The following is a 16,120-nucleotide window of genomic DNA, read 5'->3' as shown; positions in this document are numbered from 1 at the left end:
TGGGTTCATGCAGGGTTAAACTGTCCACATGATTTATTAATGCGAAACTATATATATGGCCACTAATAACTTATAGAGGAAGTACGCCTACCATGTAGTATTAATTCTACTTTGAAGAAAGAAATAGTTAGAAAAGACAATGGTTTTTAAATTATATTACTTTTGTTTCACTGGCTCTAACGGGCCTGCCTGATGCAAGGCGGACAACATAACCTATGTAAAAATGAAAACTATCCTGGTTGCGGATGACCATACCATTGTAAGGTTGGGCGTTACGCACATTATATCTACTCTTACATTGCCTACTTCCATCAAGGAAGCAGAAACCTTTGACCAGGTCATTACGATGCTGGATCAACAGCCTTTTGACCTTCTCATCCTGGACATTAATATTCCCGGCGGCAACAGTCTTCAGATGATAGATGCGGTTAAACTCCGGCAGCCCAAGATCAAAATCCTTATCTTTTCAGGATATGATGAACAGCTGTTTGCTATCAATTATATGCAGGCAGGTGCAGATGGCTACCTGGTAAAATATTCCCCGGAAGATGAGATCAGGAATGCGATACTTACTGTATTGAATCACCAGAAATACATGAGCGCCGCTACACGGGAACAGATGCTGAACATGCTCAACACACACCGGGAACCAGTGCAAAATCCACTGGCCAACTTATCCGGCCGTGAGATAGAAGTGATGAACCTGCTTACCAAAGGTATTCCTGTTGCAAAGATAGCAGAGATGCTGCACCTGCAGGTAACTACGGTAAGCACTTACAAAACGCGGGTATTTGAAAAACTGGGCATTTCCAACATTGTAGAATTACTGGAAAAAGTAAAGATGTACAGTACGCCGCTTTAGTTGTTATTATTTACATCCAGTATCACTGAAACGGTTGTTCCCGCATCTGTATTGGGCGTTACTTTCAATTTACCATTGATCAGCAGCAGGAGTTCTATCACTATCAGCAGGCCGATGCCATTATGCACCTGCGTGTCCGTAGCATTATATTGATTCACCCAGTCCGCCAGCACAGGCTGCATGCCAATGCCTGTATCTTTAAAATGAATGCGCACTTCATTAGCCAGGTGAACGGCTTCAATAGTGATAGAACCCTGCGTGGTATACTTTACCGCGTTATCCAGCAGGTTATGCATCACTACTGCCAGCAGCTGGCGGTTCACCAATACTTTGGTACCGGCTTCCGTATTATTAAAGATCTCCACTTCCCTTGCAGCGGCAATAGGTCGGAAGATGCCGGCTTTCTCTTCCAGCAGATCATGCAGGCATACTGCTTCTAAAACAACCCCTTCGCCTTTAATATGCGTTTTCATATATTGAATGAGGTTCTCCACCAGGTGATACATCTTGTACAACGCATCATATACCGCTTTCGCACTTTTATCGCCGGTGTTCCTGTTGTTTGATAACAGCATGAGGAACTTCATGGGCGTTTTGATATCATGTGTGATAGCCGCTATCAGCCGTTGCTGCATCAATGTCTGTTTGCGCAATTTATTTTCTGAAGCCTGCAGGTAATCCAATGCCTGCTTTAGTTCCCTTGTTCTGTCAGACACATGTGTTTCCAGCAAATGATTTTTGTATTGGATGCGGGTGATGCGCCAACGCAGGTAGGCCACAATAGACAAAGCCAACAGCCCTATCATCAGTAACCGGAACCAGAGTGTTTCAAACCAGGCCAGCTCCACGGTGAATACGATCAACCGCTCCGTAAAGTTATTCGCGCCAAAACCATTGATCTTACGGATGCGCAGGTGATAAGTACCGGAGGGCATGGAAGAGAACGAAATGATGCGGCTGCTTTCCACCGGCAACCATATATCATTTCCTTCTCCTGCTACAGAATAAAAGATCTGTGTGTTATAGTTGTCGCCAAAAAAAGGCGTGCTGATATGCAGTTTGAATTGCAGGAAGTTGTTAGGCAGGTTGATGGTATCTGTTGCCGGTAAAGTATGTCCGTCCAGCTCCACTTCATCCAGGAATAACTTCCTTACCGGCAGGTCGCGGTTCAAAGCATCGGGAGAGAAACGCACAATACCATCCAGGGAAGGCAGGGAGATATCTCCATTGGAGAGTTTTAAAGCGCAGGGCTGGCATCCGCCATTAAATTCATTTGTATAAAAACCCTGGTTTTTCCCATAGTAGAAATAATATACGAGGTCCTGCTTCCAGTCTGCATAAGCCAGCAGGTCTTTGCGGGATGCTTTGAACAGTCCTTTATTGGTAGTGATCCAGAAGTAACCGTATGCATCGCCAATAATGCAGTGCGTAAAGGCCAGGTACTTTAATTTGTCCAGCGGCAGGGCAGTTATCCTGTTTTGCCGGTGCAGGTAGAAACCATGCCCATAAGTAGTGATCCATACTTCATCCTTGTGCGGAATGTATAAACTTCTTACATACACCTGCTCCATGCCTTTGATAGTATCTATCTTGTGTTTGCTGATATGAATGCGGAACAACCCCTGGCCGCTCCCTACCCACATGGTATCCGCGTTTTCCAGCTGCATGCAGGAAGCATCCTTTATAGCGGCCGTATATAAAAGCGGTACGGGTTTTTCATCTTCCGTAGAAAGATAATAGAGGCCGGATTTTTCACCACCGATCCATAAACGGCCGGTAGTATCCGCATAGAGCTGGTTGATATCGTCATGGAATTCCCTGGACCACAGTATCTCCGTACAGGCTGCATTTATTTTATAAAGGTAATGGCCGAATTTGCACCAGATGTTGCCTGCCTTATCCACCTGCATGCTGTAATGATCATACCCTTCATCCACCTGCGTGAACAGGGGCAGCAGGGAAAATTTACCCTGCTTATCAAATAAAACTCCCTGCGGTGTTACGATGCCGTTATCACCAAATGGCGCCTGTGCATAATACACATCCCGCTCTCCTTCTCCTGTTCTGAAAGGATGAAATTGCTTCCAGGTATAAACAAACAATCCTTTAGAACGGCTGCCCAGGTATACCCGCTTATTTAAGTTATCATAATAAATAGAAAGGATGGATTGCTGTGTAAAATCAAAATCCTTTACTACCAGGGTGGTTTCCAAAGCACCATCCGGTAATACATTGACGAGGTAACATTGCTGATCCAGGTAAAAGAAAAGTTGTTCCGCCACAAAGTTCCAGTACAACTGAGTATGTGCTTTGCCGGTTTGATAAGCAGGATGTTGCAGGATGTCACCCCTCACCATCACGTTCACAGGTTTGTCTTTATCAAAAAAAACGATCTCTCCGTTGTCCGCCAGTTGATAAAGACTGTCCCCAATGGTGAAGAATTTCCAGGGATTGGATATAGGGAATTTAAAGCGGTATTGTTCCTGCTTTTTGTTGACAAACCTGATACTGTCCATACCGATCATATAGTACTCCTGGGCATCCACAGGGATCAGGAAATGATTGGGGCTGATCACTTCTGCAAAAGGATTGGGGAGCCCGCTAACAGGATAAATGAAAGACGTATCACTGTACATCAGGAATTCATAATCGTCTTCTGTGGAGGGATTACGTGTAAACGTAACCGTTCGGCCGTTCTCTACCCGGATAGCTTCCCTTCTGTCTGTTCTTGCAAAAAGTTGGTTCCTTGCAGCATTGGAGTAAATATAAGAGATGCGGCTGCTGCTGTTGAAATTACGGAACCGGTCTCCTTCAAAACGAACGAGTCCGTTTTCCGTGGCCAGCCATAGAAATCCTTCATCATCCGGCGCTATGAACTTTACACTATTTTGAGGCAGACCATTCTCATCTGTATAGTGAGAAATGATATACGGTAAAGTATCCATATCATCAGATAACGCAAACGCAGGTGCTCTCATCAGGAGCAGAACAATCACGTAAACAAAGCTTCTCATTTCTAGATAGAACAAGGTTACAGGGGCGTTCTATATAGATGGCATTACAAATATGCAGGCTGGATTTTATTGGGTTTCCGCAGGACATATTCTATAATACATAAATATATAGCGATAGTCAATTGACTATCAAGACTCATCTAATGAGACAAAGATATGAACCTTTATTTGGATTCCTTACCATTAACAAAATAGTTTTAATATATGAAAATTATTTAATCATTGTAAATAAAACGCATGCAATGCACTGCATTTTTCGTACAAAATAAATGTAATGGCCGTACAAACGCGGATCATAACTTTCAGGGGTAAGGTGGGTAACCTGATAGGCTACACGCTTCCCGGCAGTGATGAACATTTCATCCCCAGAATCAAAATTTTAATTCCCCCGAATCCGATGTAATTAAAAGTCAGGCAGGTCTTAATTCATTTAAGATCAGTGTAAAAGAATGGTCAGCCAAAACTAATGCGATCGGTTTAATTGCAAAAGCAGGCCGCTATGGTGGGACATATGCTCATAAAGATATTGCCTTTGAATTTGGTTCATGGATAAACCCGACATTTAAGTTATATCTGATCAAAGAATTCCAAAGGCTGAAGGAAATTGAGAGTAACACACATTACCTGGAATGGAGCTTTAGAAGGAGTTTAGCAGCTACCAATTATAGAATTCATACGGATGCTATAAAAGAAAAGCTTATCCCCTGGGAGGATACTCCGCAAAAAAGTGATGTATACATTTATGCAGAAGAAGCCGATTTGATAAATTTAGCATTGTTTGGTCTTACTGCGAAACAATGGAGAGAACAATATATTAAAGAAACATCTGAGTGTAATACGATAAGAGATTCCGCTGATACGCATCGCCTCATTGTTCTTTCAAATCTTGAAAATCTTAATGCCGTATGGATCAGACAGGGAGTTGGACAGAAAGAAAACATTTAGCTGATCCCTCAGCTATTGAAGGCCCAAATAAGAAAAAGCATATCGCTACCTAAAATCATAATCAGGTTTTCCCTTCCCGCTACCAGATACCCTGTACAAAGCATCTGTAATTTCCCTGAACACTGCTGTTGCAAGATTATTGGCGGGCTCACCCGTCACAGACTTAATTACCACAATACAGGTATACTGCGGATTTTCTGCCGGAAAGTATCCGGCAAAAGAGCATTGGAACCGCTTACCATAAGGTGCTTCTGGAAATTCATAATAGTTCGCTGAAGCTGTTTTTCCTGCCACTTTGTAAGGTGTATTACCAAAAAAAAGTTTAGCAGTACCATTGCTGCAAACACCCTTTAGGCATTCCTGTAACATCTTTAATGTACCTGCAGAACAAATACTGTCATTTACTACCGTAGGGGAAAATGTTTTCACTACTGTATTTTCATCTTTAATGGCATTCACAAGATATGGTTTCATTATCTTCCCGTTATTGGCAATAGCATTATACAGGGTTAATATGCCTAACGGGCTTATTTTTACTCCCCCCCTATACATAATCTCTTCTGCCTGAGCCCGCTGAGAATCCCGGCTAACGATTATCGGAATTTCCGGAATGCTTTCACCAACAAGATCAATATTTGTGAGACTATCCAACTTTAGCCATCTCACATGTTTCATGAATTCCTCCTTCCTGGACATATAATAATTTTGAGCGGCTATAGCAATTGCTCCACCGCCATATTCAAAGGCTGCTTTAAATGAGGCAAACGTGGAAGTGGCTGAACCTCCAGCGGACCTGCTACGGCCAAGCCCTGACGCCTCACGTTTCACCTGCTTATCTTCCAGCAAAGCCATCAGGTCCACAACAAGGAATAGCTCACCCGGGAAATGCATAAATATCGCATAATTAAAGTCTTCCATATAAGTGCTATCCGTTTGTTTACTAAGATTGGCTATCGCTTTTATCTTACCCGTAGCAGTTTCCATAATAATCGCGCAACCAGCGTATGCATTTGCTTCCTGCATCCTTTTAAGCAGCGCATCTTCTGTAACCTTCTGTATAAATATATCCAGGGTGGTAATAAGGTTATGACCGTTTTTTACTTTCACGTAATCATCGGCTTTATAAGGGATCTTATTGCCGTCCCGGTCTATCATCATTAATCCTGTTCCGTTTTCACCTGTTAGTACACTGTCATAAGTACGTTCAAGGCCTACTTTCTGCGCATTTTCACGGTCCAGTCCAATTGTTCTTTTTGCCAGCAGGCCAAAAGGATTCAACCGGTAATTAGAAACCTCAACAACAAGGCCGCTTACAAGCCGGCCCTCTCTTATTAAAGCGAACGTTCTAAGTTTCTCGTATTCTTCAATTGTTATCTTTCTTTGCAAAAGTGCATACCGGTCTTTATTCTTATATCCATCCATCAGGAATTGTTTGTATCCCGCAGCAGATTTGTCCTGAAAAAGATCAGCCAGCTGGATACTCAGTGAATCTATTCCTGACTTAAAGGCGCGGCCATTATTTGTTCTCATGCCATCAGCGCCAAAATCCATCCGAATGTCAAAAAGTTTGTACGTTGTACTGAGCACCTTTCCATCCTCACTATAGATAGTACCACGCTGCGCCTCAAAAATCATATACTTTAAATTCAGGCTATCCCCCACATTACGCCAATACCTCCCCTGTGCATGTTGTATATACAGCACTTTCCCAATAATGAGCAATGCAATGACTATTAAAAAGCCACTTACAATTTTGATCCTCCGTAAAATAATCTGTTTGACGTTCATGAGATGGGGCAGATCGTTAAATAAGGGAATGTATCTTTAAGTTATAGAAATTTCATTAAATTAGAATATTATTAGCTAATTTCAAATGTATCAACCAATCCCCCAAGCCAATACATAGAATATGTCCCAAAATAAGATATTCCTTTTTGAAGTAGAAGACAAAGCAGTATACATTGAAAGTTCTGTACGGCTGGAGCCGGGTACAGGGGGATTTATTGCAGCAGACGCAGGTGAAACAATGACGAAAGCCACTACTTCACTGGAACGGTCACTGGACCCCATCCTCGATTTCGCCAAAACCTTTGTAAAACGCATCGGCAACCTGGAAATAGAAAAGCCCGCAGAAGTGGAGCTGGAGTTTGGGATCAAACTCAGCGGCGCTGTCAATTGCTGGGTGATCAGCGGCCAGGGAGAAGGCGCCATCAACCTGAAGCTGACCTGGAGCACCAAGTGAAAAAGGAGATTTTATAAACGATCATGAGCTTAACGCCCGCTTATTACGAATTATACGCGCAGATCTGTAAAAAAGATCAAATCCCTGTAGGCAGCGGTATATGTGTGGATGCTTCCCGGATCATTACCTGCGCCCATGTAGTAAATGCTGCACTGGGCAGGCCCTTACAATCTGAGGCACGGCCAACGGAAGAAGTATCGGTCACTTTCCCGCAAAGTGAAACACAGGCGGAAACAAAATTCTCCGCTAAAATAGTAGCATGGGGTTGGGAAGCACAACCGGCAATCACCAGCGGGCATGATCCCCTCAGCCTGCTTATGCGGAACGATTTTGCCGTACTGGAACTCCAGGATGCCTCCCATATCTCCGATAACCTGCACAAACATAGTTGTGATCTATGGTTCCTGAAAGGTGATCTGAACAGCATTACATTTGAAGGACTCTCCTATAATCCACCGTTCTCTTATATCATGCAGGCCGTATCCGGCCATTTTGGTGTGGAAGACAAACGTTCCGGCACTACCATCATGTACCCGGATCCCAATCCCCGCAAATTCTTTTTTGAAGCCGGCAGCAGTGGCTCCCCCGTACTTTGCAAGGTAGACCTGGGAATGGGGAGATCAATAATAGGTATTGCAGGTTATGCGGATTTTCTGAACAAAAAAAGTGATGGCACTGCACTGGACGCCCGCCTCATCAATGGCAACAATATAGAACGCCTCTGGAATAAATATTTTCCGGATGCTCCGCTGCGTTTCAAAGACCTGGACCAACAACGTTCCAGGATCAGGAAAACGGAACAGACAAACAGGATCATCCAGGAACGCGGGAAAACAGGCATGGAAATATTCTGCAACAGGATAGATCAGCTAAATGCTATCAGGGAACAAAGAATACCCCGTTGTTTTTTCCTGCACGGTAATGAGAGACAGAAAATGGATGCGTTCATTGACAGATACCGTTATGAATTCATTGCTTCTTCCGGCAAACAAAGCAGGTTGCTGTTCTTTAAAATGCCGAAAGATAAAGATGTGCGGATGTTCAGCTTCCGGCTGATAGGAAATATATTCCGGGCATGCCATATCGTAGAACAGGATCACATTGATGCGGAAAATTATACCATACGGGATGTATTGGACCAGCTGGATGCCTCTGACGATCTGGAATTTGTATTTGACTGCAGGATAGAAGACGCTGATTTTGACCCCAGGCAGGAAGCTGCCTACGACTGGTTTTTCGGGAGTTTTCTGAAACCTTTAAAAGATCATCCCGCTTCTTATCCGGGCGTGCATTTTTTCATTTCTTACTATTTTAAACCTGGTGCAGATATCATACCCCGCCAGCAGATCATACTACGTGCATTTCCAGGCATCGGATTACCCGCCCTGCAGAATGTAGAACGGGATATCCTGGAGGAATGGCTTGACCTTGTGGAAGGCAGGGACCCGGAACGCAGGAATATGATCAGGGAGCATTATCCTGTGAAGCAGGACTATGACATGGTAGAGATCATCAGTTTTTATAAAGAAGCTATTTTTATTCTCGACAAATTCTAACCAGTAATGGAACAGTTAAATATAACCGCAGATAAGTTATCGCAATATGCTCAATACGGCAAACCCAATATCCCTTTCGTTTACGAAATCCCTCCTGAATTGAATGATGCCGTAGAAGTAGCGCTGGCCCTGGACCAGCCATTACTATTAACAGGTGAACCCGGCACCGGCAAAACCACACTCGCAGAAAAAGTGGCGGCGGACCTGCATGCTATCAGTAATGGCGCTTTCCATAAAACACCTTATCGTTTCAATACTAAAAGCACCAGCGTATTCACAGACCTTTTCTATTCCTACGACGCCATGACGCATTTTTATGATGTGAATATCAGGAAAGAAAAAAACCCAGGGATCAGTGATTACATTGAACTAAATGCATTGGGCAGCGCTATTGTTGCCGGCATGAGCGCGCAGTATCCCGATGCGGTCCCTGCAAGGAATCTTCCACCCGCCAATGCGCCTGTTAATTCTGTGGTGCTGATAGATGAAATAGATAAAGCTTCCCGGGATTTCCCCAATGACCTGTTATATGAGCTGGAGCATTTCAGCTTCCAGATCAAAGAAGCTGGCAATCGTTTTTATAAGAAAGAAAATGATGCGCGGATCCTCGTCATCCTCACCAGTAATAATGAAAAGGACTTACCGGAAGCTTTTCTCCGGCGTTGTGTATATTTTAATATCCGGTTCCCGGACGATCAGTTATTAAAAACGATCCTGGAGAAACATGCATTAATACACCTCCTGCAAAACAAGGAGGATATTGTATTGGAATATTTCCGGGAACTAAGAAGCATCTGCAGGCAAAAGATCCCGTCAACCGCTGAACTGATTGCTTTATGCAGGATGATAGTGTACCGGCAGATAGATCCTGCAGACAAAGCTGCATGGCTTCCCATCTTATCCGTTGTGGTAAAACACCAGGAAGACCTGAAACTGGTTATTGAAAAATGGCGTTAATGAAAGACACGAGGCAAACAGAAGGAATGCACGAACTGCTCCTGTACCTCAGAAGTATGCTTGAGCTGGCCGGCTTTCACATGGATGCTGCCACTTCCATTAAACTGGAAAAGCTCCTTCGTTTTTATAACGTGCGTAATGCTGGAGAACTGGTGGCCATGAAATATAAACTGGCGCCTCTCTTTGTTACCAATGCGGAAGAACAGGAACGTTTTTACCGGGTGATAGAAAGCCTGCAAGAACGTACGCCAGGACTTATTGCCGATTTCAAACAGTTTGATGATGCAGATACGCATCAGGGAAAAAACAGGCTCATCCCCTTCCTTAGAAAACATAAATATTCCCTGCTCATGCTGGTATTAATGGCAGGGGCCCTTTATATACAGGATACCACAACAGCACCTGCCACTCCTGATAAAAAGCAGGCGGACAGTACGATCATGGCAGCTGCAACGCCAGTGGAGAGCAATGATACGGTAAATGTTATGCAGGGAAAAGAGGATTGCAATATTCAGCCATCTTTCCATTACAACATTGAAGCCAGTACTGATAACAAATTTCATGTTACTTTCACGAATACAACCTATGATACCCTTCATTGTACGGATAGGTATGTATGGGATTGGGGAGATGGAAGTACAGCCACTTTCAGCATGATGGCCCCCGATGAGATAACACACATATATACACAAACCGGCCAGTACACAGTAAAGCTGAAAGTTTTCGATAAAAACGGCGTAACAGCAACAGCTGCCAGGGAACTCCACCTGGTGGCCATTATCAGCACCAGGTTACCAGACCTCCAACTCACCCTTGCAGAAGAAGCTTACGATCGTACCCCACTTTTCTGGGCAATCGCAATCCTGCTATCAGCAGCCATTACAGGACTTTTGCTCTGCCTGGCCCTGGTTATCCAAAAACTTATAAAACGGGCACAGCAGCGGAAGATCACCCGCTCTTTCGACCTGAATACACGGCGTACAGGCAAAACCAATTTTACGTTTAAAGACAAGTCTCATTACATTTCTTTTGCCGGTGTGAAAGAATCTATCAGAACTGTTTTTACCACCGGGGATTCATTCCGGCGGAACACGATCGATGTACCGAATACCATTTACCATACCATACGCAAAGGAGGTTTTCCCACTCCTAAAATGAAAAAGCAAAAGAGCTACCAGGAATTTATTGTACTGATAGATCTGGGCAGCGCGCTAAACCAGCAAAGCATTTTATTTGATACGCTGCTGCATTGCATCCGCGAAAGAGGCATCCATTGTAACCGGTATTATTACCGGCAGGACCCTTTCCTGGTCAGTGAAAGGAAAGACATGCAACAGCCCTTTCCCATCTCCTCACTTTACAGGCAGTATGGTCATTTCAGCCTGCTGATCTTTGGTACTGGTTATGGCCTTCTTACACCTGTACACCATGCAGCCATGGAACAGGAAGCCCCGGCAGCCAGGTATCTGCAGATGTGGAGAAAGCGGGCACTTATTACGCCCGTCATGCGCAACAACTGGTCTTCCCCGGAAAAAGCACTCTTCAATATCTTACCACTTTATCCATCCGGTATTGCAGGATTGTTACGGGCCCTGCAGGAGCTGGATACTTCCTCGCGGCAAATCTTTCCAAGGGAAGACAACAACCTGCCCTACACACCATTTCCGCTGGAGAATGATATCAGCCAGTATGAAAGCTTCTTCTCAACAGACCGCCGCCTGCTCATGTGGCTGTATGCGCTTTCCCTGGCAGATCAGCCGGACTGGAATATTACATTAGCTATAGGGAAAGCTTTGGAACGAATGTGGGAACTGCAAAATAACAGCCCGCTGGTAACTTATTCCAATCTGCTCCTGCTCACTTCCGTGGAATGGATGCAAACAGGCATCTTGAATGCAGCACACCGGGGGGAGATGATGGCACAACTCCGGCAGGAAGAAGAAGGAGAAATGATCATCCGCACAGCAGCGAAAGCGATCATGGCATTGTACAGTGAAGTAAAACCAGAAGAAGGCTCTGTGCTGTACCTGCAAAAAAAGATCAATGAAACTATCCTGTACCAATGGCTAAATGACGACAAACCACAAACCCTTAGCTTTCTGCAAAAACATGATCTGCTGGACAATTTCACTGCCCGTGAATTAGCAGCCCGGCTCAAAAAAGCCAATACATCTTTTATCAGGAGAATGCCGCGCCTTACAGCAGCCATTGCCATTGTGATCATTCTTCAGTTAACAGCTACAGACACTTACTTTCCTGCCACACCAGATTGGATAAAGCGTACTTTCCCTGCCAGTGTGGAGGTAGACAGCCTTGTATATTATAACAACGAAGCATGTTACGCAATGTTGCTTCCAAACGAATTACTGACCAACAGGGTAGTGTATGCAGATACCTTGCTGGACAAAGCAAAAACTTTTAACGATACCAGCAGGCTGATCAATCAAAATAAAAAAATACTGCGATACAAGACCGGCCGTTACCTGTTCACCACGGGGAATTACTTAGCGGCACTTACGCAGTTTAAAGAAATAACCGCTGCAGATATTGGTGAAATACCGTATAAAACAGACAGTATCAGGGTTTATGCGGAACTGGGTGAAGCACGTAGTTACTATTTTATGGGCATGACAGAATTCTACCCGCTTGCATGGGATTATTTACGGGAATTAAGCCGTGTAACCAATCCTAAAACAAAGCTGAACTATGATAGCCTGACGCGCGTACCACAATTACAACATCCCGGAAACTAAGCGTTACTTCATCCCCTCACAGGCATACATCGTCTTAATATAAAACACCCCATCAAATACCTTTGACCACATCGCTTTATGCACGGAATGAAACATATTTCCTTTTAAAGACCCTGCCATCAGAAAAGACTCCACCTCTTCTCCCCTGCTTTCATTATACGCCTGAAAATCCAGGAATGCCTGTTCATAATCCGGGTTGATCCAGCTCTCCAGGGTTTTCTTTCCCGGCTCCTGCACTTTGTAGGTTTTTAAACCTAAGCGTCCTGCGGTTCCCTGCCAGGAAGTAAAACCAAGGATATAGGTATCCTTCATCCGTTGCAGCTCCTGCGTAAATACATGTCCCATCGGGGCGATGTTATTGAGGAAGGATTCCGGGTAATGCCCCGCATATTTAGAGATATGATAATTATGCGCCCACACAATGATCTTTTGACCGGGGTATTTTACATCCGCTAACCAGGCAAGGTTCCGGGCCATTTGCGCATCCCTTGCATTCATTGCCCTGTAACGATCTGAGGCAATGTACTGATATTGTTCATTCTGCCGGATCAGGTTATTCATCATCATCAGCCAGAAATCCGTGGGTGTTACTTTCTCCTGTAACTGCCGCCTGATCTCCACCAGGTAATGATGACGTTTAACATGCCCGCTGGTATCTTTATTTGATCCGCTTGTAGACTGATATAGTTGTGAAAAGAGTTTGAACAGGGTGCTGTCGTATTCCGGTTGCCTGGTAATGGGCAATTGATAAAACCGCAACACACTATCCAGCTTTACACGCATTTTTCTTGCAGCATAAGTAGAAAGCGCCTGGCTATCAAAACCACTTATCTGAAGCGGATGCGGAGTTTGAAAAGTAGCCGGTACATACTCATACAAAAGCGAGGAACAGGAAGTGCACATACTCCATATCGGGTACATATTCATTTTCAGGAACGGGATGATAGAATCTTTGCTTTTAACTAAGCCATCCCATCCTTCATTCAAAGCAAAAAAATCAGATTCAAAAGCCAGTACGGTAAATCCCTTCTGCTCATGCAGGTATTTGATCAGCCTTGATTTGGCCAGGAAAGCAGGTGCATCGCCATGGTCCTGTTCTCCCAGCATCACAATACGTGCGTCACCGATCGCATCGCCTATCACCTTCAGGTCTTTGTAGTCTGTTATGGAAGGATCAACAGTTGTAACAGGAACGGTGTTCTTTTCCGCATAGGTTTTCATATCAGTTTGCCCGTAAGCATGGCAACCTAATAAGGTAAGGGCAATAAATATTCTCAACATATATACTAATTACAAGATCGCTAAGTTACCACCTGCCGGCAGTTCGTAGGGTTCCTTTCCCGCTTTGAAGATCCTCGCACTCAACTCCCCGCGCAAACGGATCTCAGTTCCTTTCACTTCTATCCAGCTCCCTTCCCGCAATCCGATCACCGGCACATCCTGCTGTGTATGAAATTCCTTTATCCTCGTTTCCCGCGTTTCGCCCATGTGTTTTATTTCAGGCATAGGATCCATGTAATGCGGGTTGAGATTGAAAGGCACGAGTTCCATGGTTTCAAAACTTGGTGGATACACGATGGGCATATCGTTGGTGGTTTGCATGTTCACACCGCCGATATTACTGCCCGCGCTGGTTCCGAGGTAAGGTTTTCCTTTCTCTACTTCATGCCGTAATACATCCATCAGTTCCAGCTCATGCAATTGTTTCACCAGCAGGAAGGTATTACCTCCTCCTGTGAAAAAACCTGCTGCATGCCGGAGAGCGGTAGCAGGGTCTTCGAACGTATGCAAGCCCTTTACACGGATGCCCACAGCAGAAAACGCTTCGGCTGCTCTTTTCGTATAGTCGTCGTGAGAAATTCCGCCGGGCCTTGCATAGGGCACGAAAATAATTTCAGAGATGCCTGCGAACAGGTCTTTCATAACCGGTTGCAGATAAGCCAGGTAATCCTGGCCGGATAATGTGGAGGTACTGGCTAAAACGATGTTCATCATAATACCCCAAATGTAAAAAAACTCTTTCACAGTGCTGATCTCACAGCATCCGGCGGCTAAAACAGCTCTTTTTCGTATCTTGCAGGTTATAAAAAGAAGATCATGTCAATTACAACACAGGCAGAACTGGCAGGTATGCAAAAAGCAAGTGAAGCAGTAGCCCTCACTTTAAAGAGTATGCGGAACTATGCACAACCGGGCATGTCCACTGCTGAACTGGATGAATTTGGCAGGGCTGCACTGGAAAGTTTTGGCGCCAAATCCGCACCCAAACTGACGTATGGCTTCCCCGGCTGGACATGCATCAGTGTGAACAATGAAATTGCACATGGCATTCCTACCCGCAGGACCATCCTGCAGGAAGGAGACCTCGTAAATGTGGATGTATCTGCAGAACTGGAAGGTTTCTGGGCGGATAACGGTGGTTCCTTTGTATTAGGACAGGATATTCATCAGCATCAGCTGCTGGTAGATGCCTCTAAGGATATCTTAAAGATCGCCATTGCCAATATACATGGTGGTGTGAAGATAGCAGACATTGGCGGGCTGATAGAAACGGAAGCTAAACGCCGCGGATACCGGGTGATCAAGAACCTCACCGGCCACGGTATTGGCAGGAGCCTGCATGAAGAACCACATTCCATTGCCAACTACTACGATAAATACAACAAGACCCGTTTTAAAAAGAACTCCGTTGTAGCGGTTGAAACATTCATCTCCACCAAAGCCACCTGGGCATATGAGAACGGAGATGGCTGGACGCTCACCGCAAAAGATGGAAGTTTTGTTGCCCAGCATGAACACACCATTATGATAACAGACGGAGAACCCATCATCTTCACAAAGGATAACGAGATCTGGAATTAAATCACACCCTGTGCTTCTGTCTGAATTGAGAAGGTGAAAGCTTCACCACTTTCCTGAATTGCTTATTGAAATTGGTCATGTTGTTGAAGCCGCTTTCCTGGCAAACATAACCGATACTGAAATTGTCTTTCATCAGCTGCCGGCAGGCATGCCCCACCCTTATCTGGTTCACAAAGTGGGAGAAGTTTTTCTTGGTCCGGTTTTTAAAGTACCTGGAAAAACTGGAAGGACTCATCATGGCAATGCGCGCTACTTCGGACAACTGGATGTCCTGCGAAAAATTTGCCAGTACGTAATCGAAGATCTTTTGCAGGCGGTCGTTTTCCCGGTTACTCCTCCCGATCACCTCGGGGCTCGAAAGCATGGTGTATTCCGTAGACGCTGCTAATTCTTTCAAAACAGACAACAGGCACATCAGCCTGTCCATACCCGTACAGGAAAGCAACGCCTCCATCTTTCGGGCAACACTGCCAGCCGTTACTGCGCCGAAGTGCATACCAGTCTTCGATTTCTCGAACAGCAACAGGATCTTTTGCATCTCGGGTATCTGCAGAAAGTCTTTCCCCAAAAACTCTTCCCGGAAGTGGATCACCAGTGAGCCGCCCTCTTTTTCCCCTTCGTCTTTCCGGTACCAGTGCGGCAGGCTCGGACCTAAAAGGTCTAGTTCCCCTTCACTGTAGTCAGATACATGATCACCTACAAAACGCCGGCCTTTTCCCTGGATGATCAGCACCAGTTCATATTCCGGGTGATAATGCCAGGGCGTTTCAAAATAAGGCGTGATGTAACGGTCTGCTACAAAAGAGGATTGTTCAGAAAGTGGCAGTTTTTGAATGAGCGACTTCATGGTAATTAAAATACTAAAAACTGCGGTCTTGGGGCAGAATAATGTCAAAAAAGTTGTTTATTTAGGTCAGATAGTTGTAAAC

12 protein-coding genes are annotated in these 16,120 nt (G+C 44.7%); 7 read left to right on the top strand and 5 right to left on the bottom strand.

What is annotated here, in order from left to right; all coding sequences use genetic code 11:
• The first annotated feature begins 223 nt into the window (after positions 1 to 223).
• Positions 224 to 862, top strand: a complete 639-nt coding sequence (locus GFS24_RS01325) for a response regulator transcription factor (RefSeq protein WP_153657770.1) — start codon at positions 224 to 226, stop codon at positions 860 to 862.
• Here GFS24_RS01325 and GFS24_RS01320 read toward each other — a convergent pair.
• Positions 859 to 3,876, bottom strand: coding sequence for a sensor histidine kinase (locus tag GFS24_RS01320; protein WP_153657769.1), 3,018 nt, complete (start codon positions 3,874 to 3,876; stop codon positions 859 to 861). The genes GFS24_RS01325 and GFS24_RS01320 overlap by 4 nt on opposite strands.
• Positions 3,877 to 4,278: 402 nt before the next feature.
• On the opposite strand from GFS24_RS01320, the gene GFS24_RS29395 reads away from it, so the two are divergent.
• Positions 4,279 to 4,821 (top strand): KilA-N domain-containing protein, encoded by a 543-nt coding sequence (locus GFS24_RS29395; RefSeq protein ID WP_371730689.1) that lies wholly within the window; start codon positions 4,279 to 4,281, stop codon positions 4,819 to 4,821.
• Between the two features lie 45 nt (positions 4,822 to 4,866).
• On the opposite strand, the gene GFS24_RS01310 is transcribed toward GFS24_RS29395, so the two are convergent.
• Entirely contained in the window at positions 4,867 to 6,609 is a 1,743-nt protein-coding gene (locus GFS24_RS01310; RefSeq protein ID WP_153657768.1) for a penicillin-binding protein 2, read from the bottom strand.
• A gap of 121 nt (positions 6,610 to 6,730) precedes the next feature.
• Here GFS24_RS01310 and GFS24_RS01305 point away from each other — a divergent pair, with 121 nt between their 5' ends.
• The 4 genes from GFS24_RS01305 to GFS24_RS01290 are packed head-to-tail and all read left to right on the top strand — an operon-like array spanning position 6,731 to position 12,329.
• Entirely contained in the window at positions 6,731 to 7,063 is a 333-nt protein-coding gene (locus tag GFS24_RS01305) for a CU044_2847 family protein (protein WP_153657767.1), read from the top strand.
• A 23-nt stretch (positions 7,064 to 7,086) separates the two neighbouring features.
• Complete coding sequence (locus GFS24_RS01300; protein ID WP_153657766.1) at positions 7,087 to 8,619, top strand: trypsin-like peptidase domain-containing protein; 1,533 nt, start codon at positions 7,087 to 7,089, stop codon at positions 8,617 to 8,619.
• Positions 8,620 to 8,625: 6 nt separating this feature from the next.
• A complete protein-coding gene (locus GFS24_RS01295; protein WP_153657765.1) occupies positions 8,626 to 9,576 on the top strand; it encodes a MoxR family ATPase in 951 nt (316 codons plus the stop codon).
• Positions 9,576 to 12,329 carry a PKD domain-containing protein gene (locus GFS24_RS01290; RefSeq protein ID WP_173002929.1) on the top strand — a complete coding sequence of 918 codons (2,754 nt, stop codon included), beginning with the start codon at positions 9,576 to 9,578 and terminating at the stop codon, positions 12,327 to 12,329. The genes GFS24_RS01295 and GFS24_RS01290 overlap by 1 nt, the downstream gene beginning before the upstream one ends.
• A 3-nt stretch (positions 12,330 to 12,332) precedes the next feature.
• Here GFS24_RS01290 and GFS24_RS01285 read toward each other — a convergent pair whose 3' ends face one another.
• Together GFS24_RS01285 and pepE are read right to left on the bottom strand one after the other, a co-directional pair.
• Positions 12,333 to 13,610: an erythromycin esterase family protein gene (locus tag GFS24_RS01285; protein ID WP_153657763.1), complete on the bottom strand. Its 1,278-nt coding sequence runs from the start codon at positions 13,608 to 13,610 to the stop codon at positions 12,333 to 12,335.
• A 9-nt stretch (positions 13,611 to 13,619) separates the two neighbouring features.
• Complete coding sequence (pepE, locus tag GFS24_RS01280) at positions 13,620 to 14,324, bottom strand: dipeptidase PepE (RefSeq protein WP_216647337.1); 705 nt, start codon at positions 14,322 to 14,324, stop codon at positions 13,620 to 13,622.
• 102 nt (positions 14,325 to 14,426) lie between these two features.
• Between pepE and map the strand changes: the two genes are divergently transcribed.
• The gene (gene map, locus GFS24_RS01275; RefSeq protein WP_153657762.1) at positions 14,427 to 15,191 is read left to right on the top strand and encodes a type I methionyl aminopeptidase; all 765 of its coding nucleotides are present in this window, start codon (positions 14,427 to 14,429) and stop codon (positions 15,189 to 15,191) included.
• A 1-nt stretch (position 15,192) separates the two neighbouring features.
• Here the strand turns inward: map and GFS24_RS01270 are convergent, their stop codons facing one another.
• Positions 15,193 to 16,038 (bottom strand): AraC family transcriptional regulator, encoded by an 846-nt coding sequence (locus GFS24_RS01270; protein WP_153657761.1) that lies wholly within the window; start codon positions 16,036 to 16,038, stop codon positions 15,193 to 15,195.
• Positions 16,039 to 16,120: the final 82 nt, after the last annotated feature.

Origin of the sequence: Chitinophaga sp. SYP-B3965 (assembly GCF_009647655.1) — a bacterium.
Lineage (GTDB): Bacteria > Bacteroidota > Bacteroidia > Chitinophagales > Chitinophagaceae > Chitinophaga.
The sequence above is the reverse complement of the archived record's forward strand: the minus strand, read 5'-3'. Positions and strand labels throughout refer to the sequence as shown.

What these genes read in the sequence shown, in the direction of transcription:
- GFS24_RS01325 (WP_153657770.1), top strand. Translation starts at nt 224, where the DNA reads ATGAAAACTATCCTGGTTGCGGATGACCATACCATTGTAAGGTTGGGC.
- GFS24_RS01320 (WP_153657769.1), bottom strand. Translation starts at nt 3,876, where the DNA reads ATGAGAAGCTTTGTTTACGTGATTGTTCTGCTCCTGATGAGAGCACCT.
- GFS24_RS01310 (WP_153657768.1), bottom strand. Translation starts at nt 6,609, where the DNA reads ATGAACGTCAAACAGATTATTTTACGGAGGATCAAAATTGTAAGTGGC.
- GFS24_RS01305 (WP_153657767.1), top strand. Translation starts at nt 6,731, where the DNA reads ATGTCCCAAAATAAGATATTCCTTTTTGAAGTAGAAGACAAAGCAGTA.
- GFS24_RS01300 (WP_153657766.1), top strand. Translation starts at nt 7,087, where the DNA reads ATGAGCTTAACGCCCGCTTATTACGAATTATACGCGCAGATCTGTAAA.
- GFS24_RS01295 (WP_153657765.1), top strand. Translation starts at nt 8,626, where the DNA reads ATGGAACAGTTAAATATAACCGCAGATAAGTTATCGCAATATGCTCAA.
- GFS24_RS01290 (WP_173002929.1), top strand. Translation starts at nt 9,576, where the DNA reads ATGAAAGACACGAGGCAAACAGAAGGAATGCACGAACTGCTCCTGTAC.
- GFS24_RS01285 (WP_153657763.1), bottom strand. Translation starts at nt 13,610, where the DNA reads ATGTTGAGAATATTTATTGCCCTTACCTTATTAGGTTGCCATGCTTAC.
- pepE (WP_216647337.1), bottom strand. Translation starts at nt 14,324, where the DNA reads ATGATGAACATCGTTTTAGCCAGTACCTCCACATTATCCGGCCAGGAT.
- map (WP_153657762.1), top strand. Translation starts at nt 14,427, where the DNA reads ATGTCAATTACAACACAGGCAGAACTGGCAGGTATGCAAAAAGCAAGT.
- GFS24_RS01270 (WP_153657761.1), bottom strand. Translation starts at nt 16,038, where the DNA reads ATGAAGTCGCTCATTCAAAAACTGCCACTTTCTGAACAATCCTCTTTT.